Genomic DNA, 20,182 nt, shown 5'->3' on the forward strand with positions numbered 1-20,182 from the left:
CCCGCTTGAGGGAAAATGAACCAATAATTTCAGATTGGTGACCAATCCGTGGTGGTGGCGCTGCGATCACCAACCTCGCGCGACCATTCGACCGGGGAGCCGCTCGCACGGCGGTCCGCAACGAAATCGGCCCGGCGCCGTCAGACGTCTTCGAACCACTTGTCACCGTGGCCGACGTCGAGAGACCGCTTACGAGAATGGGCTAAAAATAGAGCCGCAGTTGGAACGGACAATACCCATGAACGTGGGTAGTCAGCCTTCGCGCCCGCGCGACCGGAGAGGCGGGCGTCAATTCAATTTGCGCATCGAATGGACGGACAACAAACCCGGCATTCACCTCAACGAATGCCGGGGAGTCGTTCATCACGAGCCAATAAACTCACATTCCGCGTCCGGAACGACGACGCAAAACCGCCAGCAACCCCACGCCCGCCCCAACCAGCGCCAGCGATGACGGCTCCGGCACGGGACTGATGTCCACGGTCAGGTTGTCCAGGTTGATGTCAGCGCTGTTGCCGTTGCCGATTCTCAACCCGTCAAGCGCCAGGCCGGCCGGTCCGGTGCCGCTGGCAGAAAACCCGGAGGATGAGAACGTCCAGGCGCCGGTGTCGTATTCGTAAGTCAGCGTCAGGTGATTGTTCAGCGTGCTGTCGGCACCAAAGTAGCGGCCAATGGAGCCGTCCGTGCCCCAGGCAGAAGCGCTGGGATCGCCCGCAAACATTGTTTCCGATCCCGGGTTGTTGGCGTCCACAAAACCCGCATACAGGCTGATTCCCGCCCAGCCATTGTTGAGTGACGCACCATTGGACGGCGGAAGCGTGTCGAAAGAAAGCGTGAGCACCTCGCCGGCTCCCAAAGCGGCGGTGAAGCTGTTGAACAGCAGCCGCTGATCGCCGCTGGTGTCCAACGAATTGGCCGCGCTGACGGCCGCCGGGCCCGGATTGGCCCCGGCGCTTCCGCCCCAAAGCCCCCCGACGTCCGCGGCTTTGCCGATGATCAAGGTTCCCGGAGCTTCGCTAAAATCATCAGAAAACACAGTGCTTCCGCGGCACAGGGACGGGCAGGCTGCCAGCGCCAGGCCGGCAAACAAGGGAGTCAAAACGTGAATTGAGCGACGGAAGAGCGGTTGTTTCATGCGCAGGTTTTTTGTTTTAGGAATCCAAATGTCACCCCGGGTCGTTTTTGAGCGACCGGCTCAAGGGGATCGGCGGGAGAGGCTACAACTGCTGCGGGGCGCAACAATACCCATAAACGGGTGTATGCCAAACCAGTTGGAGTCGGCCGCAGGCGGGAACATCAAAACCCATCGCGCGGGGTTCAGCGCCATTGATGCCCGGTCACGCCGGCCCGTGTTTTACGGCACCACGAAAGGCGGGGGCTGCAGATATTTCGCCGCCGCTTCACCCCGCGAATGGACGTGCAGCTTGGCGTATATGTGCTTCACGTTCATGCGGACGGTTTCGATGCTGAGCGATAGCTGATGCGCGATGTCCTTGTAAGTCGAGCCCTTGGCAAGCAGTTCCAGCACTTGTTGTTCCCGCGGAGACAGGGCGGCCACGCTGTCGTCCTTGGCGGCGCCGATCTGGTTGAAGTAAGCCACCACCTTGCGGGCAATGCTGCTCGACATGGGCGAGCCGCTGCCATGCACCTGCCGGATCGCCTCCAACAACTCCCCGGTGCTGGTGCGTTTCAACAGGTAACCACTGGCGCCGGCCAGCAGCGAATTGAAAATTTTCTCGCTCTCCTCATAGACCGTCAGCATGAGACACCGCACTTCCGGCCAGAGCGTTTTGAGCCGTTTGACGCACTCCACACCGTCCATGCCCGGCAGGTTGATGTCCATCAGCACCACGTCGGGCGCATCATTGGGGATGCCCCGCAGGGCTGCCTCCGCTGTTCGATACGCATTGACGCAGTTCAAGTCCGGATCGCTGTTGATTTCCCGGGCCAGATTTTCCCGCAACCAGGCCTGGTCCTCGACGATCACCACCTTGATCCGGGCGGTGGCGGAACGGTTTTTGTCACCGGTAGTTTTCATGATGCGGTTTTCCCCCGGCGGATCGGAAAATAAAATCTCACGTCGGTGCCCGCTCCCGGCCGGGTGGCAAATTCCACCCCACCGCCGATGGCGCTCATTCGTCGCTGCATGTTTTCCAGGCCATTTCCCACGCCGGTGGCTTGATCGAGCCGGAAGCCTGTGCCGTTGTCCGCCACCCGGATGGAAATTTGATTTTCTCCCACCTGCAAAGCGAGCTGGATTTCCGTGCAGGCCGCATGCTTGACGGCGTTGTTCAAGGCTTCCTTGACCACCATGAACAGGGCGTGCCGGACCTCGGCCGTCACCGGCAGGTCAGGCAGGGCCAGCGGCACCTGCAACTGGCAGGCGATGGTGGTTGAACCCAGCAGATCCTTCATGAAATACACGAGGTAGTCGGCCATTTCCTTCAACGTGTCGTTCCGGGGATTGATCGCCCAGACGATTTCGTCCATGGCCCGGATGGTGTCGCGGGCCGTTGCTGCAATGGTCTGGCGCGTCTCGGCGTTCGCCTCCCTGACCTGCTCATGCAGCTCCATCAAATCGCTGAGCTTGCTGATTTTTGTGAGGCTTACCCCCACTTCATCGTGAATGTCCTGGGCGATGCGGGTCCGCTCCGTCGCGACCGCCCGCTCCTTTTCAAGCTGCTGGATTTGGACCTGGGCACGCCGCCGTTCCAACAGCTGCACCGCCCCCGCCACCGCCGCCAGCAACATCGCCACGCAGATCGCCACGAACCACCATGCCTGCCAGAAATGCCGCAACAGCACGTCTTCAAATGACGTTCCCACCACCATCTCGCTGAACTTCCAGCCCCCACCGTAGCCCCGATGGATCAGGCGGAATTCGTCGAAGGTGGCGTCGGTCTCAAAATGAACCACGATGTTCCTGGGCTGGTTGAATTCGGTCGCCCCGGTGGAAAGATCCGGGTTCAGCCAGACCGTGACGCGCGCGTCCCGACCGGGCTCGTAATCAATTTTAAAAACGATATACCGCGGCGTGCCGGCCCGCATATACTCGTAGGCAAACGGCGGATCGGGAGACGCCGAGTTGAAATCCTGGAAGCCCTTCGGTGCCTTGGGCACATGCAGGGCCGAGTAAGCCATGGCCCCTCCGGCATTGCCGATGCCCAAGTGCTCCTGCCGTTTTGCCACCAGCATGAATCCGGCCTCGAATTGATTGATCACCTTCGCGGCCGTGTCGGAAATCGGATCGACCTTGATACGAAAATAAAGCGTGCCAGACGAATTGGTGGTCTGTGGCGGAATTGCCCCGTGAAGAATGTCCTCCCCGTCGCCGTTGTTGCAAACCAGGACCGCTCCAGGATGGCTCCACAAAATCGCGCCCCGTGCGGGAAACGCAACGGCCAGAAACGCGACGGCCAACATGACCGCCGCGCTCATCCGCCTGACCTCGTGATTGCCTTGGAGTGTCCTGCGCGCCCGGCCCGCTTCGCCACACCACGCTTCCATGTGCCGGTGTCCTTGAAGCGTGAGGGTTTTGTGGGAGGTCTTCACCGTTGATGCCGTTGCCCGGATTCATGGGGAACAGCCTGGCCCGGGCTTCAAAGGCGGCTACTTCACCAACACTTCGGCAATCTGCACGGCGTTCAAGGCGGCGCCCTTGAGCAACTGGTCGCCGCAGACCCAGAAGGCCAGGCCGTTCTCCATGGCGCAGTCCCGGCGGATGCGCCCGACCTCGCAATGGTATTTCTCGGACGTGAACAGGGGCATCGGATACTTTTTGTTCTCCGGCTCGTCCACCAGATCCAGACCGGGCGCCTGTTTGAGGACGTCGCGCGCCGCGGCCACGGTGACGGGCTGCTCGAACTCGGCACTTACGGCCACGGAATGCGAGCGATACACGGGCACCCGCACGCAGGTCACACTGGCCCGGAAGGAAGGATGATGCATGATCTTGCGTCCCTCGTTTTCCATCTTCATTTCCTCCTTGGTGTAACCCGAAGGCAGGAAGGCATCGACCTGCGGCAGCACGTTGAACGCGATCTGATGCGGGTAAACCTCCTTGGTTACCGGCTGCTGGTTGACAATCTGGCCAACCTGCCGTTCCAGTTCCTCGAGCGCCTTGGCGCCCGTGCCGGACACGGCCTGATAACTGGAGGCAAAAATGCGCTTCACGCCAAAGGCCTTGTGCAACGGATACAACGCCATCAGGGTGATGGCCGTGGTGCAGTTGGGGTTCGCAATGATGCCCTTGTGCCACCGGCAGTCCTCCGCGTTGATTTCCGGAATCACCAGCGGGACGTTGTCGTCCTGCCGGAAGGCGCTCGAGTTGTCCACCACCACGCAGCCGGCCTTGGCCGCGATGGGCGCGAACTCCTTGGAAATGCTGCCACCCGCACTGAAGAGCGCGAGGTCGATGCCCGCAAACGAATCCTGGGTCAATTCCTGCACTGTGATGTCCGTGCCCTTGAATTTCAGCTTCTTGCCGGCCGACCGGGCCGAAGCCAGCAGCGTCAGCTTCCCGACCGGAAACTGACGCTTTTCCAAGGTTTTGATCATTTCAATGCCAACGGCGCCCGTCGCGCCGACCACGGCCACATGCGGATTGCGATTCATAAAGCGGCGGGAGGATACCCGCGAAGCGCAGCGTGTCAACGTGAGGCGGCCGGTATTGCCCTTGAAATCGGCCGGAGCGAAACTACTCTGTCTCCGAAGCAAGTGGCCGTCATTTGCTTGGAATTTGGGATCCAACACCATGCCCATCAGCCGAGGCCGCCGCACTTGGACGTCGTTTGACGAGATGCGCGAGGCCGCCGAAAAAGGCGACCCGCAGGCACAATGCTACCTGGGAGTCTGCTACCAGACCGGCCAGAGCGTCGCGCCGGATCCCGTCGAGGCCGTGCGCTGGTATCGCAAGGCGGCCGACCAGAACGATCCCGTGGCCCAATGTTACCTCGGCTTCTGCTATCAGTCCGGCATTGGCGTGCCGCAGGAATTTGGCGAAGCCGCCAAATGGTATCGCGAAGCGGCCGAACAAGGTGACCCCGCCGCCCAATACAACCTCGGCGTCCTCTACGAAACCGGCCAGGGCGTCCCGCAGAATTTTGCGGAGGCCTTCAAATGGTTCCAAGCCGCCGCGGAACAAGGCGAACCGCAGGCCCAGTTCAATCTCGGCGTTTACCACGAAACCGGCCAGATCGTCCCACAGGACTTCGCGGAAGCGGTCCGCTGGTATCGGCTGTCCGCCGAACAGGAATGCGCCCCCGCCCAGTGCAATCTCGGCCTGTGTTATCAGACCGGCCGCGGCGTGGAGCCCGACAATCGCCAGGCCGTCCGCTGGTTCATTCGCGCCGCCAAACAGGGGGACAAAACCGCCCAGCATAATCTCGGCGTGCACTACGCCATGCTGGAAATTGAAGCCGAAGAAAAGGCGCTGGCGGATGCCGAGGCCGGGACGGAAGGAGAAGCCGAACCCACCGCCGAAGAGGAGGCATAAGCCCGCCGTTCACCCGCCCGCCGGCTTTCCGCTCGCCGCCTTTCGCCGGACCTGACGCAGCCGCGCTTTGACGCGCAATTTGACCCGGCGTCCGAGTGCCTCCACGCGGTTGTGCGCCACGTCCCGCAGCAGCGTGTAGCGGGTGTGCGGCAAGCCGCTGTTCGCAATGTCCTCGGGTGCCGTGTTCTTCACGTCCACCCCGGGCACCAAATCCATGCCTGCCCGGCGAAAAATGTGCCGCACGAATGCCGAACAAAAAATGGACCGTTCGCGCGCCAGCAGATTCGCCTCCGCCCGCAAGGGTGCATGGCGCAGGGCAATCAAGGTGCCGAACAGTTCACGGATGGAGTAGCGCTCGTGATTGGCCACGAGTTCCAGCCCCTCACAAACGAGCGTCTTCACCTGTTCCGCCGACAGGCCGAAGTCCAGAACGGCCAGCGAGGAATAAAGTCCCTCATCGTGGTATTTCGTGACGCGATTTTCCTGCACGCCGAGTTGAATGTGTTTGCGATGGATTTGGATGTCCGATTCCACCACCCAGTGATGGCCGTCCACCCGCACCCCTTCAAATACAAAGGCGTGCGACCAAACGCCCCATTGACGCCGGTCATGCAGGTGTCGTTGCGCGCGACAGATGGCCTGATCCACGAGGGTGGTTCCGCCCGCCAGCCCGATCCGGCCCGGCGCGGCGTAACGTTCAAGAAACTCGCGATTGGAAAGCCCGTTGACGGGGATGATTTCACCCATACGTATGTGGAGAAGAATTTCCGGGCCAGTGCGTGCCCGGCCACGCCGCACATGGAGGCATGAACCGGTCCCCCGCGCAACCCCGAATCGCCCTCCCAAAAACTAGGGATTGAATCAGGCGCGACCGACGTTAGATTGCCCGGAAGCCGGGCGGCCCGGCTGGTGAATCCCACCCTGGAAGTTTCAGCGGATGGCGTGACGCGTGATTGGAATAGAAATGGCCGTTGAAGTGAACCCAAACCAGACCGGACCGACGCATGAGATCAGCCCTGATCGTCGATGACGACGCGGATTACCGCGCGCTGGTGGCCGACCAGTTGCGAACCGGCGGCTGGGCTTTTTGGGAGGCGGACAACGGCGAGCGCGCCATGGAGCTGATCCGCGAACACCGGCCGGCGGTCGTGGTCTGTGACCTGTTGATGCCGCGCGGCAACGGGTTCCAAGTCTGCCAGAATTTGCGGTCCGATCCCCAATTGCGCGGCACGCGCATTGTCATCACCACGGGCCGCTCGTTTCCCAGCGACCGGCAGGCCGCCCTGGAAGCAGGAGCCGACGCTTATTTTGTGAAACCGTTCGATGTGCCCACGCTGGTGCACATGTTGCAGGAGCTTGTTGAGAGCCCGACCACCACGCCTCCGCCGCCGGCCGCCGGTGCTGCAGACGAACGCGTCTGGTTGAAATTCTGGGGCGTGCGCGGTTCGATTGCCACGCCCGGTCCGGCCACGGTTGGTTACGGTGGCAACACGGCATGCGTCGAACTGCGCGCCCACGGTCAGATCATCATCCTGGACGCAGGCACGGGCTTGCGCGCGCTGGGCCGTGAACTGACGCGCGAATTCAAGGAACAGCCCCTGCAGTTAGACATCCTGCTCACCCACACGCATTGGGACCACATCCAGGGGCTGCCGTTCTTTCAACCTCTTTACCGGTCCAACAACCGCATCCGCATCTTCGGCTACGAAGGGGCGCGCAACGGGCTGTTCAAAGTCCTCTCCAGCCAGATGGAAAGCCCCTACTTCCCCGTGGGTTTCGAGGAACTGCCCAGCAACGTCGAGATTGATGAATTGCGGGACATGGATTTCCCGGTGGGCAACGTTCGCGTGCAGGCATTCTTCGCCAACCACCCGGGCATTTGTGTGGGCTACCGGCTGACGACCCAGGCCGGCTCCGTGGCTTTTTTCCCGGACAACGAACCGCCCAACCGGCTCCATCACCGGCCCGAGGGAAGTCCGCCGGCCGTCAACACCCGCTTTGCGCAGAGCGAATCGCGCAAGCTGGTCGAGTTCCTGCGGGACACGGATGTGTTGATTTTGGATGCCCAATACGATGCGGAAGAATACGAACGGCACAAGGGCTGGGGCCACGGCTGTGTGAACGACGTCGTTGAACTCGCCATCGCGGCCCACGCCAAACGGCTTTACCTCTTTCACCACGATCCGGACCACGACGACGCGAAGATTGGTTCCATGGTGGAACAGGCCCGGCAACTGGCCGCACAGCGGCATTCGACCATCGAGATTGAGGCCGCCCGCGAAGGGATGGTGGTTCAACTGAACACCCCGAAGCCGGCCGGCGGCGAAACGTGAGCCAGCCGCGCGGCGCGCTCAGCCCTTCCAATCCAGCGCCCGTTTCTTCAGGGCATAGACGTAACCCACGACGAGAATTCCCAGGAAGGAAAGCATGGCGCCCAAAATCAGGCCCGCCTGGTGACGTAACATGTCCTTGTAAACCACCGCCCACGGATAGAGAAAGACCACTTCGATGTCGAAGAGGATGAACAGCATCGCCACCAGGTAGAACTTTACCGAAAGACGCGTGCTGCCCTCGCCAATGGGGAGCATGCCGCACTCGTAAGCCGTATCCTTGATCTTGGACCGTTTCGCGGACCGGCCAAGCATCACTGAGCCCACGAGCATGCCGCCGGTGAACAGGACCGCCAAGCAGCCGAGCATCAGGACCGGCAAATACTGCTGAAGTTGCGTCGTCTCCACGCACCGGATTGTAGGCGTCGGGCCATCCAGTTCAAGGCGTTTCCCCAATGCGCCAGGCAACGAACATCCTCTGGCATCTGCATCTGGAACGTGAGTTGAACAGAAGGCTTGGCCGACACCATGACTTCGACTGATTTCGGAGAAATCCGGAATTTCCGTGTTTTCCCTGCCAACGTTTCCCGCTACATCACCCCGGCGCACCCTGCGCCATCATGGAAGCTAACCAATTTGCCGAGTTTGAAAGCAAAATGCGGGCGGCCGGCTTGAACGATGCCTGCATCACCGCGTTCCGCCACAATTACGCAGCGCTGGTCGCCGGGCAGACCGGCCAGATTCCCGAGGCCAGCATCCAGCCGGTCTCCGCGCTGCCGCGGTATGAGGAACTGCCCCGGACCGCCCGGCCAAACATCCAACTGCTGGGGCAAACGGTTGTGCTGAAGCTCAATGGTGGTCTCGGCACCAGCATGGGGCTCGAATCACCCAAGTCGCTCCTGCCGGTCAGGGACGGCGAAACCTTTCTCGATCTGATTGCCCGCCAGATTTTGCACCTGCGCCGGACGCATTCGGTGCCACTGCGATTTCTGCTGATGAACAGCTTCAGCACCAGCGCACCCACCTTGGCCGCCCTGCGAAAGCATCCCGAACTGGGCGAACCCAAAGGGCTGGAGTTGATGCAGAACTTCGTGCCCAAGGTGGATCTGGCCACGCTGCGCCCGGCCCGCTGGCCCGCCAACCCGCAACTGGAATGGTGTCCGCCCGGCCATGGCGATTTGTTCGCCGCACTCGCCGGATCGGGCTGGTTGCAACGGCTGCTGGACGCCGGTGTGAAATACCTGTTCGTCTCGAATTCCGACAATCTCGGCGCCAGTCTGGACCTGCCATTGCTGAATTACTTCGCGCAGTCGAACCAGCCGTTTCTCATGGAAGTCTGCGAGCGCACTGCGGCTGATCGCAAGGGCGGTCACCTCGCCCAGCGCGCCGGGCGGTTGCTCTTGCGCGAGTCCGCGCAATGTCCGGCCGCCGACGAAGCCGCGTTTCAAGACATCGCCCGCCATCGGTTCTTCAACACGAACAATCTCTGGGTGCGTCTGGATTTGCTGGCTGAAGTGCTGGCCCGGCACGGCGGCATGATCCCCCTGCCCTTGATCAAGAACATCAAAACCGTGGATCCACGCGACGGCCAGTCACCCAAGGTCGCCCAACTGGAGACCGCCATGGGCGCCGCGATTGAATGTTTTGAAAATGCCGGCGCCATTGTGGTGCCGCGCACCCGCTTTGCGCCGGTAAAAACCTGCGCCGACCTGCTCGCGGTCCGGTCGGACGCCTATGAGACCACGCCGGACTGGCGCATTGAAATGCGACCGGAACGGCATGGGCAACCACCCGCGCTCAATCTGGACGGCGCCCATTACAAGCTCGTGGACCAGCTCGACGCCTTGACGCACCACGGCGTGCCTTCCCTGCGAAGTTGCGATTCGCTGACCGTGAACGGTGCGGTTCAGTTCAGCGCGGCCAACGTCTTTCAGGGAAAGGTGGCGATCACGAACCGCTCCGACTCGCCCAAGGCATTGCCACCGGGAGATTATACCGACACGAATCTGATGCTGTAATGGAATGCCGGCGGATGCCGGCTTCAGTTCGCCTTTTTGGCCGCCCGGGACCGCACATGGTCGAAGTGTTCCTCCGATACGATGTAGCCCACGCACCCCGGCGCGCCGCACCGGCACGGATGATCAAGATAGTCGGCCAGGTCATAACCGTAGTTGAAGGACAGTTCCTCGCCCGCCTTGATGTCGCGCAGTGCAATGATCCAGACGCGTCCTGCGTCCTCGTCCAGTTCCGATTCGCAATTGGGCACGCAACTGTGGTTGAGAAAGCGCGCCGGATTCCAGGGCACGTCGCCGTCGATGTCCCATGCCTCGTTGAGGTAAAAGATGTAGCGGTTGTCGGCTTCGCAGCGCCGCCGGGCCTCGGCCTTGTCGATCCGCTCCCCCACATATTCGATGACCCGCGTGCCGGCGGGAATGTCGCACCGGGCAAAGCCGCCTGTGCCGTGAATCGATGAATAGGTGAAGCGCACCAGGGAATGCTTCGAGTCGCCCGATTCAGCGGGCGTCGTCGCGGGTGGTTGAGTGCTGTTCATGAAAACCATTGCCTCCAAACGGGGATTACTTTGCCCGACGAACCGCACAATTCAAGCGGCTGTTCGCGCCGAAAAACAGTTGCAGTGTTCGCGTCAGAATTTGCGGAACGACCGCGGTCCTGTCTTCTTCTTCCAGCCCGGTTTGCCACCGCGGAACTGCCCGGCGCCGCGTTCGCCCTGCTGCGAACGGAACGGACGTTTGCCTTCCCCGGTGCGCAGCATTTCGCGTTTTGGACCGGCGCCAAACGGGCGACGGCTGCTTGCCGGAAAAGCGCCGGACTTTTGAAAACCGGCTTTCAGACCATACTGGGCCGAGGATTTGAAAACGCCGGGCCCGCCACCCGCGGCGCGGCGGCGCGGCTCACGTCCTGCATCACCCTCGCGGGAATTGCCATAGGGACGCCGAGGCCGACGAAAATCCTGCTCAAAGCGATTTCCCTCCCGGTCCGGCCGGCCGCCACCGGACCGATCAAACGAGCCGGGACGGTTGCCGCCGGAGCGGCGGTCGCCGCGCGCAAAGCTGCCGGGACGGCGGGCTTCGCGCCCGCCTACGCCGTCCGCAAACTCACGCGGGCCGCGGAAGGGCTTCCGCCCAAATCGCGCCTCGCCAAACCGGCTGGCGCCGCTTTCGCTTCGTCGCGGGCGGGCGCTGAAACGGCCTTCCGCCGGCTGGCGGCGGTCAAAGGAACGGGGTGATCGTCGGGCTTCGCCGGCCGCGTCGGCCTGCGCCGCAAATGCCTCGTCCTGCTGCCAGTCAGATCGCGCGGGACGCGATTCCCATTCGCCTTCCTGCGCTTCATGCCGGCGCTGACTGCGTTCCTCTTGACGTTTTTCCTTTTCCACGCGCCGCCGCTCCTCCAAGCGGGCCTTGGGATGCTCCAACGCCCGCTCCGGCGCCGTCCGGTTCTGCAATGCGGCATTGGCCGGGTCAAACCCATGGGCTTTGAGGAAGGCGTCCGATGCCGCGGCAATGTGCACCGGTTCCGCCAGGAACGGGTCGCGATAGCTGAGGTGGATGGCCCGCAGTGCGAGTTTTGATTCCGTCTTGTCCGAGGTCGTGACCGGCACGGGTCCGTAAAGTTCATCGCCCCAAACCGGATGTCCGACGGCAGCCAGGTGCAGGCGAATCTGGTGCGTGCGGCCCGTGAGCGGCCAGCACATGACGAGCGCCCGGTCAGCCCGCTTGTCGATCACCCGGAACAGGGTTTCGCTGTCCTTGCCCTGTGCATTGTTGATTTCCATTCGTCCGGGCCGGTCGGGCATGGGCGCAATACGCAGCCGGCATTTCCACTCCACCACTTCGGGCATGCCGTGCACGACCGCCAGATAAATCTTCTCCACCTTGCGGTCCTCGAACAATTCCGTGAAGGCCGGGAGCGCGCCGGGTGTTTTGACGAGCAGCAGCACACCCGACGTGTCGGCATCGAGCCGGTGAACGAAGCGGACGAACTTCAGATTCCGTGATTTGGCCCAGAAATCACCGGCGTTTACGGACGATGTGAGGGCGGCAAAAAGATTCCGGCCGGTGCTCTGCCACGAAACGGGCGCCAGCATCCAGCCCTGCGGTTTGTCGATGGCGATGACGTTCCGATCCTCGTGGAGGATGGGAATGCGAAAGCCGTTGGCGAATTCGATGTAAGGCAACTTGGCCACGAACGGAGCCTAACACCTCGCCGCGCAGAGGCCAAAGTTAATCGCACGCCCGCTCCGGGCGCGGGCAGCCGTCACTTCAGGTGCGCAATACGCTGCAACACCGCCTCGCAAACATTCCGGGCCGACGTGGGCCGGCCGACCGCACGGGCCGCCTTGCTCATCGCGGCCAGCTTCTTGCCGCCCAGCAACTGGCCGAGGCGATGGGACATTTCCTCGATCCGGTTGACTTTGATGGCGGCCCCGGCTTGCAGGAGAAAATCGCTGTTGGCGGCTTCCTGGCCGGGGATGGGATTGATCACCACCATGGGCAGGCCGCTGGCCAGCGCCTCGGACGTCGTGAGCCCACCGGGCTTCGTGATGACCACGTCCGACACCGCCATCAACTCGTTCATGTTCGACACGAAACCCAGCACATGCGTCGGATGCCGGCGATCCTGCGCCGCCACTTCACGCCGAAGCTCTTGATTTCGGCCGCACACCACCAGCGTCTGGAAACGGGCTTCAATCTTGTCCAGCTCGGCCAGCGTTTCGGAGATTGGCCCCCAGCCAAAGCCGCCGCCCAGCAGCAGAACCACCGGCTGGTCGTCGCGCAAACCGAAGCGCTGGCAGATTTCGCGTGGCTCCACCGGCTGTGCAAACCGGGCCGAAATCGGAATGCCAGTCACCGCCACATTGGCGGGGGCGGCACCGCGCGCCACCAGCCGCGCACACGTGGCCTCCGCCGCGACGCAATACAGGTCCACACAATCGCTCATCCACAACGCGTGGGCCTCAAAATCCGTCACCACGCTGACAACGTAAGGCGCCGGCGCACCGGGCCCGCGCTTGAGGCGGGCCAGCACTTCCAGCGGAGAATAGTGGGTGCAGATGATGACGTCGGGCTTGCTGCGCTTGACATGCTTTTCCAGCTTGAGGCTGGACGTGGGGGTGAACACCCGCCGCAGACGGTTCAAGCGGGCCACCACCTTCGGATCATCCGTCTTGCTGAACAGCATGCCCCAAAGTTCAGGCGCATGTTCGACCATTTTTTCGTAGCCGTCCGCATGAATGCGCCGGTGCAGCGGCGAAAAAAACTGCACCAAATCGAGCTTTTCCAGCGCGTCGGCGGGCCGCAGGTTGCGCCACGCTTCTTCGACCGCCGCCGCCGCCGCGAGGTGGCCGCCCCCCGCGGTGGCCGTCGCTATGAGGATTCGCATGGGCGGGAATTTGCGCCGGACCGGCGATGGAGAGCAACGGGAATCGCGTTGAACCCGCGGCGGCACCGGGGCAGTGTGGGGCCATGAAACGCGCCTCTGGATTTGCCCTGGTTCTGGTCACCGCCCCCAGTCCGGTCGTGGCCCGCCGGCTCGCCCGACAGGCGTTGCGCGCCCGGCTGATTGCCTGTGCCAACCTGATCCCCAAAGTTGAGTCGCATTACTGGTGGCAGGGCAAAATCGAGTCCGCCCACGAAGTGCTGCTGGTTTTGAAAACCCGTCGCACCCGGCTGGCGCAATTGGAGGAGCTGGTCCACCAACAGCACCCTTACGACACCCCGGAGTTTGTTGTGCTGGGACTGCACGCCGGCTCGCAGCGTTATCTCGACTGGCTCGCGGCGAGCTGTTGAAATGGCGAGAGGAGACTTGCCGCAGGGAAAAGGGTTGGGCAGATTGGCATCACAACCAACAAAGGAGACTTATGTCGATTGAACTACACCTCCACAAATACCCTAAAAAAGTCACCTTGAAGGACGGATTCAAGTGCACATTACGTCCGCTGCAGCGCGACGATGAGAGGGCATTCTTCGAATTCTTCCAGGCGATTCCCGAAAAGGAACGCATGTTCATCAAACATCGTGTTCAGGACGCGGCGGTCATCCGCAGTTGGTGCCAGCACATCGACTACGGCCGCAACTTCCCGCTCCTTGCGCTGGCCGAGAACAAAATCATCGGCACCGCCACCCTGCACCAACAGTTGGGCGGCTGGAAGCGCCACATCGGACGGATCAGCGTGCTCATGCACCCGCAGTTTCGCGGGCACGGCACCGCCCGGCTGCTTGTCGAGGAAGTGATTGACCTGGCGCGCAACGCCGGCCTGGAAAAGGCGGAGGCGGAATTTCTCGGAGAGCAGGAGGCCGGCATGAAGCTGTTCGCCATGCTCGGCTTCAGCCACCTGCTGCGCCTCGATGAATACGTGAAGGACATGCAGGCCATCAAACACGACTATGTATTGATGGGCTTGGAACTGAAAACGGACGAGGAATACGCCAGTGCTGGCTGAAGCACAAACCGCCCGGCCAGCGACATCCGAAAACAAAAAAGCCCGCTCGAACGAGCGGGCTTTTGCATTTTCAAAGATTTGGGCTTACTTCTGCTCACCTTCAGGCTTGGCCGCGGCCGGTTCCGGCGCCGGTTCGCCCGCGGCAGGCAGTTCCACCCATTCCAAAATAGCCATCTTGGCCACGTCACCACGCCGCTCGCCCAGCTTGACGATGCGCGTATAGCCGCCCTTACGGTCCTTGAAGACGGGGGCAATCTGATCGAACAGGATATGCACCACATCCTCGTTCTGACGCCACTTTTTGCGCTCTTCCTTGCTCTGTTCGAGTGATCGACCCTGCGCGCGCAGCCGCGCGGCGGCCAGCCGGCGGGCGTGGATGGTGCCCTTCTTGCCGAGGGTGACCATTTTCTCGGCCACGGAACGGGCGGCCTTGGCCTTGGCCAGCGTCGTGGTCACCCGCTTGTGTTTGATCAGGCTGGCGACGAGGTTGACCAGCATCGCATTCCGATGCTCGCTCGTGCGGCCCAACTTGGCGGTTCTTTTAAGATGTCGCATAAAAAATCATCCTGCCGGTCACTCAGACCTTTTTGTCATCCTTCGGCCCGTCGAGCAGTTCGGCCTCGAACGTCATGCCGAGCGCCAGGCCCAACGCCTGCAGCTTGTCCTTGATTTCATTCAGGGACTTCTTGCCGAAGTTGCGATACTTGAGCATCTCCTGCTCGCTCTTCATCGCCAGCTGGCCAACGGTGGTGATGTTGGCGTTGTTCAGGCAGTTGGCAGCACGCACGCTCAGCTCAATTTCATTGACGCTCATGTTGAGGAGCTTCTTGAGCTTGGCCTTTTCGTCATCCTGCCGGTCCGCCACCTCTTCGAACTCAACGGCGTTCTTGTCATAGCCAACGAACACATCGAGGTGGTGCTGCAAAATCGCCGACGACTGGGTCAGCGCATCGTCGGGTGTCATCCGCCCATCCGTCCAGACTTCCACGACCAGACGGTCATAGTCCGTGCGCTGGCCAACGCGGGCCGCTTCGACGCCGTAACGAACGCGCGTGACGGGCGAGAAAATGGAATCAATGGCGATCACGCCAATGGCCTGGCCGGGCTTCTTGTTTTCGTCACCCGGGCAGAATCCGCGGCCGACCTTCACCTCGAGTTCCATCTCGAACTTCTTTTTCTTGTCGAGCGTGCAGATGTGCTGGTCGGGATTGACCAGTTCGAGGTTCTGGTTGACCTGAATGTCCGCCGCCGTGACGGCGCCTTCCTTGTTGACGGAGAGCAACAGGGTTTGAGGGTCGCGCGTGTTGGCCTTGAACTTGATCTTTTTGAGGTTGAGGACGATTTCGGTCACGTCCTCGACGACGCCATCAACCACGGCGAACTCATGCATCGCGCCGTCGATCTTGACGGAGGTGATGGCCGCGCCTTCAAGCGAGCTCAACAGCACGCGGCGCAGGGAGTTGCCGATGGTGTGGCCGTAACCGGTTTCAAATGGTTCGGCAATGAACCTGGCATAGGTGTCCGTTGCGGTGCTCTCATCCTTCGTGAGCCGCTTCGGCATTTCAAAACGTCCGAGACGAATAGGCATGGTTTCCTTTCAACAATTTTAATCTGACTCCGACGCCGTTATTCCCGGCGGCATCGCAGTCCGTATAATTGTTTTGGGGTGCGGAAAAAGGTGCGCGGTAATTCCCTGGAACTCCGCCACCGCCTTTTCCGTCACCCCGGTGGTCAATTAGCGGGAATAAAATTCAACGACGGCCTGCTCATTGGCGATGGGCTGAATCTCATCGCGGGAGGGAATGCGCATGACAACCCCCTTGAGCTCGTCCTTGCTGAGCGACAGCCAGTCCGGCACGGCGCGGCTGGTGGCGCTCTCCAGATTCTTGGTCGCCATCTGGCGCGAGACATTGTTGTTCTTGATGGTGATCACGTCGTTCACGCGCAGCGCATAGGACGGGATGTTCACCTTGCGGCCGTTGACCTGCACGTGGCCGTGTCCGACCATCTGTCGTGCCGCCGCACGGGTGTTGGCAAAACCAAGCTGGTAAACCACGTTGTCCAGGCGGGTTTCCAGAATCTGGAGCATCTGTTCGCCGGTGACGCCGCGCCGGCGGATGGCCTTCTCATAAACGCCCCGGAACTGGCGTTCCATCAGTCCGTAATAATAACGCAGCTTCTGTTTCTCAATGAGGCCCAAACCGTATTCGGTGAATTTCCGGCGGGACTTGGGGCCGTGCATGCCGGGCGGATAAGCACGGCGTTCCAGATACTTCGTCGGCCCAAAAATGGGGACGCCAAAGCGGCGGCTGATGCGGACGCGAGGACCAGTGTAACGAGCCATAACAAATCAGTCTTGGGTTGCTAAAGGGGGGTTAGACGCGGCGCTTCTTGCGCGGTCGGCAGCCATTGTGCGGCACCGGGGTGACGTCCCGGATCATCGTGACTTCAAGTCCGATGGCCTGCAAGGCACGGATGGCCGATTCGCGGCCCGAGCCGGGGCCTTTCACGCGCACTTCCACTTCGCGCATGCCGTGGGCCATCGCCTGGCGGGCAGCGTCCTGCGCCACCTGCTGGGCGGCGTAGGCCGTGCTCTTGCGCGACCCTTTGAAACCAACGCGGCCGGCGCTGGACCACCCGATGATGTTGCCGTGCATGTCCGTGATGTTGACCTGGGTGTTGTTGAACGTCGCCAGAATGTTGGCCACTCCGGTCGTGATGTTCTTGGAACCCTTGGCCTTGACGATCTTCTTTCCGGCCAGATCGTCAGCCAGCAATTCAGCTGCGGTGGGCGCACTGCCGGCAACGGGTCCTTCTGCAGGCTTGGCTTCCGCAACAGCAGGCGCGGGAGCGGCGGCGGCTTCCGGCGCAGCGGTCTTCTCTTTCTTGGCGGGCTTGGCGGCCTTGGCGGGTTTCTCCGCCGCGGCTTCGATCTTCGGTTTGGTCTCGTCGGACATACGAATAAATTAGTGGATGCCGGTTTTGGCGTTGGGATTGCGTTGCACGCCGACCGTTTTGCGCGGGCCCTTGCGGGTGCGGGCGTTGGTTTGCGTCCGCTGGCCACGCACGGGGAGGCCGCGCAGATGGCGGACGCCGCGATAGCACTTGATGGCCTGCATGCGCTTGAGGTTCATGCCAATTTCGCGGCGCAGGTCACCTTCGATGACATACTTGCCCTCCTGAATGGCATGGACGATTTGGGAAAGCTGGGCTTCCGTCAGGTCCTTGGCCCGGATGCCGGGGTCGATGCCGGCGTTGGCCAGAATCTCCTTCGCATTCGTGGGCCCGATGCCGTAAACGTAGCGCAGCGCGATTTCGATGCGCTTGTTCGGCGGGATTTCAACACCAATGATACGTGCCATAATGAACTAGCCTTGACGTTGTTTGTGGCGCCGGTTGGTGCAAATCACCCGAATGACGCCCTTGCGGCGAACCACCTTGCAGTGCTCGCAAAGTTTTTTGACTGACGCGCGAACCTTCATAAATCAATTGCTATGTGCTTCGACTAAAATTCGCCCCTCCGACAGGTCGTAGGGCGACAGTTGTAAATTTACCTTCCGGCCGACCAGCAGCCGGGCCTGACCGCTCTGGCGAACAGGCACAAAACCGAACACGACATGGCCATTGGCCAGTCTCACCCGACAGGTGCGCTCCGAACAGACTTCCGTTACGACACCTTCAACCCGGAAGGCATCTTGTGCGCGCATGTCAAAATCTCCGGCTCCGCTTCGGTGATCAGAACCGTATGTTCAAAATGGGCCGAGAGTGAACCATCTTGCGTGACGACTGTCCAGCCATCATTCAAGATCTTCACCCCGGGCAATCCGGCGTTGACCATTGGCTCAATGGCAATCGTCATTCCCGGACGCAGGCGCTGATTGCTCTTGGGATCCACAAAGTTTGGCACCTGCGGCTCCTCATGCATCGAGCGCCCCACCCCGTGGCCCACGAATTCCCTCACAACGCTGAAGCCATTCCCTTCCACATAGTTCTGAATGGCGCGCGAAATGTCGGTGACGCGCCTGCCCACCACCGCCTGCGCAATGCCTTCATGGAGCGCCTTTTCGGTCACATCCATCAACCGCTGCGCCTCGACGCTGCAACCGCCCACCGCCACCGTCGTCGCCGTGTCCCCGATGAACCCGTTGTGCACCACCCCGACATCGAGGCTGACAATGTCACCGAAGCGCAATTCGCGGTCGATGGCCAGCCCGTGCACCACCTGGTCATTAACCGAAATGCAAATATGGCACGGATACTTGCGATAGCCTAAAAAGGCGCTCTTTGCACCATATGCGCGAATCCGCTCGGCGGCGTAACTGTCCACCTGTTTCAACGTCAGCCCGGGCCGAATGAACGCGGCCACCTCCTCCAACACCGTCCGCGCCACTCCACAAGCGGGTCGCATCGCCTCCAAATCCCGCTCGCTTTTGAGAATGATCATCGCTTTTGCCGGCACGCCACGGCTTTCGCCCGGCGGCCTGATCACAGTGGTTTAGAACCGGCCCTTGAGGCGGCCCTTCTTCAAAAAACCGTCGTAATGACGCATCAACAAATGCGACTCGACCTGACGCATGGTGTCCAGCATCACACCGACAGTGATCAGCATGGACGTGCCGCCGAAAAATTGTGCCACCGGATACGGAACGCCCATCATGCGATACAGGAGCATGGGAATCACGGCAATGATGACCAAAAAGAACGCGCCGGCGAACGTGATCCGGGTCATGGAAAAGTGCAGGTAATCGCTGGTGGCCTGGCCGGGGCGAACCCCTGGAATATAACCGCCGTTCTTCTTCAGGTCGTCCGAAATCTGCAATTCATTGAATTGCGTGGCCACCCAGAAATAGGAGAAGAACAGGATCATCAGCGAATAAATGGTCAGATAAAATCCGGAGCCATCGCTCAGATGAATCGAAAACCAGTTGAAGAGGTCCTTGAGAAATTTGTTTTGCACCATGCCCCCCACAAACATGAAGAACTTCTGGGGGAACATCAAAATCGCCTGAGCGAAGATGATCGGCATCACGCCGGCATAATTGACCTTGAGCGGCATGAACGAGGTTCCGCCGGCGAACACCTTGCGGCCCACGGCCCGTTGGGCGTATTGCACCGGAATTTTGCGCTGAGCCTGGGTGACCGCCACAACCCCGGCAATCACGGCGGCCAGCAACGCGATGAGAATGCCGGCTTCGCCAACCTTCAGCTTGTTTTCGCTGCCGGAGCTTCCAAACATGTCCACCAATCCCTGAAACGCCTGTGGCAGGCGGGCCACAATGCCGATGGTGATGATGAGCGAGATGCCGTTGCCGATGCCCCGATCGGTGATTTGTTCGCCCAGCCACATGAGCAACATGGTGCCGGTCGTGAGGATCAAAACGGTCTGAATGCGATACCACCAGATCATGGAATCGCTGTAAAGCACCAGCCGGCCTATGCCTTCGCCAAATATTTTGTTCGGGTTTTCCCAGCCCAGCGCCATCGCCGCGCCCTGGCCAAGGCAGAGCAGCACGGTCAGGTAGCGCCCGTATTGAATCAGCTTCACACGTCCGCCTTCTTCACGCGCCAGCTTGCTCAACTGGGGCACGACGGCGGTCATCAGCTGAATGATGATGGTGGCGCTGATGTAGGGCATGATGCCCAGCGCGCCGATGGCGCAGTGCTCCAGCGCTCCACCGGTGAACATGCTATACATGCCCAGCACCGAGGAACTGGCATGCGCGTTCTGGGCAAAAAAATTGGCGAGCGCCGTGCCATCCAGCCCGGGAATGCGGACGACCGCCGCGATGCGGCAGATCGCCAGAACCACCATTGTGAAGATGATCCGGGATTTTAGTTCCGGAATCTTGAAGCAATTGCTGAAGGTGTTGGCGATGTTGGCAAACATTGAGAGGCTCC

23 protein-coding genes are annotated in these 20,182 nt (G+C 61.2%); 5 read left to right on the forward strand and 18 right to left on the reverse strand.

Annotated elements, in window-relative coordinates; all coding sequences use genetic code 11:
- Positions 1 to 379: 379 nt before the first annotated feature.
- The 4 genes from VFV96_03305 to VFV96_03320 form a co-directional block, all read right to left on the reverse strand.
- A complete protein-coding gene (locus VFV96_03305) occupies positions 380 to 1,135 on the reverse strand; it encodes a PEP-CTERM sorting domain-containing protein (protein ID HEU5069422.1) in 756 nt (251 codons plus the stop codon).
- Between the two features lie 219 nt (positions 1,136 to 1,354).
- Positions 1,355 to 2,038: a response regulator transcription factor gene (locus VFV96_03310; protein HEU5069423.1), complete on the reverse strand. Its 684-nt coding sequence runs from the start codon at positions 2,036 to 2,038 to the stop codon at positions 1,355 to 1,357.
- The gene (locus VFV96_03315; protein HEU5069424.1) at positions 2,035 to 3,507 is read right to left on the reverse strand and encodes a sensor histidine kinase; all 1,473 of its coding nucleotides are present in this window, start codon (positions 3,505 to 3,507) and stop codon (positions 2,035 to 2,037) included. The genes VFV96_03310 and VFV96_03315 overlap by 4 nt, the downstream gene beginning before the upstream one ends.
- Before the next feature lie 102 nt (positions 3,508 to 3,609).
- Positions 3,610 to 4,614, reverse strand: coding sequence for an aspartate-semialdehyde dehydrogenase (locus VFV96_03320; protein HEU5069425.1), 1,005 nt, complete (start codon positions 4,612 to 4,614; stop codon positions 3,610 to 3,612).
- Between the two features lie 139 nt (positions 4,615 to 4,753).
- Between VFV96_03320 and VFV96_03325 the strand changes: the two genes are divergently transcribed.
- On the forward strand, positions 4,754 to 5,494 hold the full coding sequence (locus tag VFV96_03325; protein HEU5069426.1) for a tetratricopeptide repeat protein: 741 nt from the start codon (positions 4,754 to 4,756) through the stop codon (positions 5,492 to 5,494).
- Positions 5,495 to 5,503: 9 nt separating this feature from the next.
- Here the strand turns inward: VFV96_03325 and VFV96_03330 are convergent, their stop codons facing one another.
- Positions 5,504 to 6,241: a hypothetical protein gene (locus VFV96_03330; protein ID HEU5069427.1), complete on the reverse strand. Its 738-nt coding sequence runs from the start codon at positions 6,239 to 6,241 to the stop codon at positions 5,504 to 5,506.
- 257 nt (positions 6,242 to 6,498) lie between these two features.
- Here VFV96_03330 and VFV96_03335 point away from each other — a divergent pair, with 257 nt between their 5' ends.
- On the forward strand, positions 6,499 to 7,827 hold the full coding sequence (locus VFV96_03335) for a response regulator (GenBank protein HEU5069428.1): 1,329 nt from the start codon (positions 6,499 to 6,501) through the stop codon (positions 7,825 to 7,827).
- Positions 7,828 to 7,845: 18 nt separating this feature from the next.
- On the opposite strand, the gene VFV96_03340 is transcribed toward VFV96_03335, so the two are convergent.
- Positions 7,846 to 8,193: an NADH-quinone oxidoreductase subunit A gene (locus tag VFV96_03340; protein ID HEU5069429.1), complete on the reverse strand. Its 348-nt coding sequence runs from the start codon at positions 8,191 to 8,193 to the stop codon at positions 7,846 to 7,848.
- 251 nt (positions 8,194 to 8,444) lie between these two features.
- On the opposite strand from VFV96_03340, the gene VFV96_03345 reads away from it, so the two are divergent.
- Positions 8,445 to 9,842 (forward strand): UTP--glucose-1-phosphate uridylyltransferase, encoded by a 1,398-nt coding sequence (locus tag VFV96_03345; GenBank protein ID HEU5069430.1) that lies wholly within the window; start codon positions 8,445 to 8,447, stop codon positions 9,840 to 9,842.
- A gap of 23 nt (positions 9,843 to 9,865) precedes the next feature.
- Here the strand turns inward: VFV96_03345 and VFV96_03350 are convergent, their stop codons facing one another.
- The 3 genes from VFV96_03350 to VFV96_03360 form a co-directional block, all read right to left on the reverse strand.
- Positions 9,866 to 10,375, reverse strand: coding sequence for an SET domain-containing protein-lysine N-methyltransferase (locus tag VFV96_03350; GenBank protein HEU5069431.1), 510 nt, complete (start codon positions 10,373 to 10,375; stop codon positions 9,866 to 9,868).
- Between the two features lie 93 nt (positions 10,376 to 10,468).
- Positions 10,469 to 12,028, reverse strand: a complete 1,560-nt coding sequence (locus VFV96_03355) for a pseudouridine synthase (protein ID HEU5069432.1) — start codon at positions 12,026 to 12,028, stop codon at positions 10,469 to 10,471.
- A 71-nt stretch (positions 12,029 to 12,099) separates the two neighbouring features.
- Positions 12,100 to 13,224: a glycosyltransferase gene (locus tag VFV96_03360; GenBank protein HEU5069433.1), complete on the reverse strand. Its 1,125-nt coding sequence runs from the start codon at positions 13,222 to 13,224 to the stop codon at positions 12,100 to 12,102.
- Positions 13,225 to 13,307: 83 nt separating this feature from the next.
- Between VFV96_03360 and cutA the strand changes: the two genes are divergently transcribed.
- Positions 13,308 to 13,631: a divalent-cation tolerance protein CutA gene (gene cutA, locus VFV96_03365; protein ID HEU5069434.1), complete on the forward strand. Its 324-nt coding sequence runs from the start codon at positions 13,308 to 13,310 to the stop codon at positions 13,629 to 13,631.
- Between the two features lie 71 nt (positions 13,632 to 13,702).
- Complete coding sequence (locus VFV96_03370) at positions 13,703 to 14,284, forward strand: GNAT family N-acetyltransferase (protein ID HEU5069435.1); 582 nt, start codon at positions 13,703 to 13,705, stop codon at positions 14,282 to 14,284.
- An 84-nt stretch (positions 14,285 to 14,368) separates the two neighbouring features.
- On the opposite strand, the gene rplQ is transcribed toward VFV96_03370, so the two are convergent.
- The 9 genes from rplQ to secY all read right to left on the reverse strand — a co-directional run bounded on the left by rplQ (position 14,369) and on the right by secY (position 20,171).
- Complete coding sequence (gene rplQ, locus VFV96_03375; protein ID HEU5069436.1) at positions 14,369 to 14,839, reverse strand: 50S ribosomal protein L17; 471 nt, start codon at positions 14,837 to 14,839, stop codon at positions 14,369 to 14,371.
- Between the two features lie 22 nt (positions 14,840 to 14,861).
- The gene (locus VFV96_03380; GenBank protein HEU5069437.1) at positions 14,862 to 15,872 is read right to left on the reverse strand and encodes a DNA-directed RNA polymerase subunit alpha; all 1,011 of its coding nucleotides are present in this window, start codon (positions 15,870 to 15,872) and stop codon (positions 14,862 to 14,864) included.
- A 147-nt stretch (positions 15,873 to 16,019) separates the two neighbouring features.
- Positions 16,020 to 16,628: a 30S ribosomal protein S4 gene (gene rpsD / locus VFV96_03385; protein HEU5069438.1), complete on the reverse strand. Its 609-nt coding sequence runs from the start codon at positions 16,626 to 16,628 to the stop codon at positions 16,020 to 16,022.
- Positions 16,629 to 16,659: 31 nt separating this feature from the next.
- Entirely contained in the window at positions 16,660 to 17,241 is a 582-nt protein-coding gene (gene rpsK / locus VFV96_03390; protein HEU5069439.1) for a 30S ribosomal protein S11, read from the reverse strand.
- Between the two features lie 9 nt (positions 17,242 to 17,250).
- On the reverse strand, positions 17,251 to 17,646 hold the full coding sequence (rpsM, locus tag VFV96_03395; protein ID HEU5069440.1) for a 30S ribosomal protein S13: 396 nt from the start codon (positions 17,644 to 17,646) through the stop codon (positions 17,251 to 17,253).
- A 6-nt stretch (positions 17,647 to 17,652) separates the two neighbouring features.
- Positions 17,653 to 17,766: a 50S ribosomal protein L36 gene (gene rpmJ / locus VFV96_03400; GenBank protein ID HEU5069441.1), complete on the reverse strand. Its 114-nt coding sequence runs from the start codon at positions 17,764 to 17,766 to the stop codon at positions 17,653 to 17,655.
- A gap of 3 nt (positions 17,767 to 17,769) precedes the next feature.
- On the reverse strand, positions 17,770 to 17,991 hold the full coding sequence (gene infA / locus VFV96_03405) for a translation initiation factor IF-1 (protein ID HEU5069442.1): 222 nt from the start codon (positions 17,989 to 17,991) through the stop codon (positions 17,770 to 17,772).
- Positions 17,952 to 18,728, reverse strand: a complete 777-nt coding sequence (gene map / locus VFV96_03410) for a type I methionyl aminopeptidase (protein HEU5069443.1) — start codon at positions 18,726 to 18,728, stop codon at positions 17,952 to 17,954. Before map ends, infA begins: the two co-directional genes overlap by 40 nt.
- Positions 18,729 to 18,779: 51 nt before the next feature.
- The gene (gene secY / locus VFV96_03415) at positions 18,780 to 20,171 is read right to left on the reverse strand and encodes a preprotein translocase subunit SecY (protein ID HEU5069444.1); all 1,392 of its coding nucleotides are present in this window, start codon (positions 20,169 to 20,171) and stop codon (positions 18,780 to 18,782) included.
- Positions 20,172 to 20,182: the final 11 nt, after the last annotated feature.

This window comes from Verrucomicrobiia bacterium (assembly GCA_035765895.1).
Taxonomy (GTDB): domain Bacteria; phylum Verrucomicrobiota; class Verrucomicrobiia; order Limisphaerales; family DSYF01; genus DSYF01.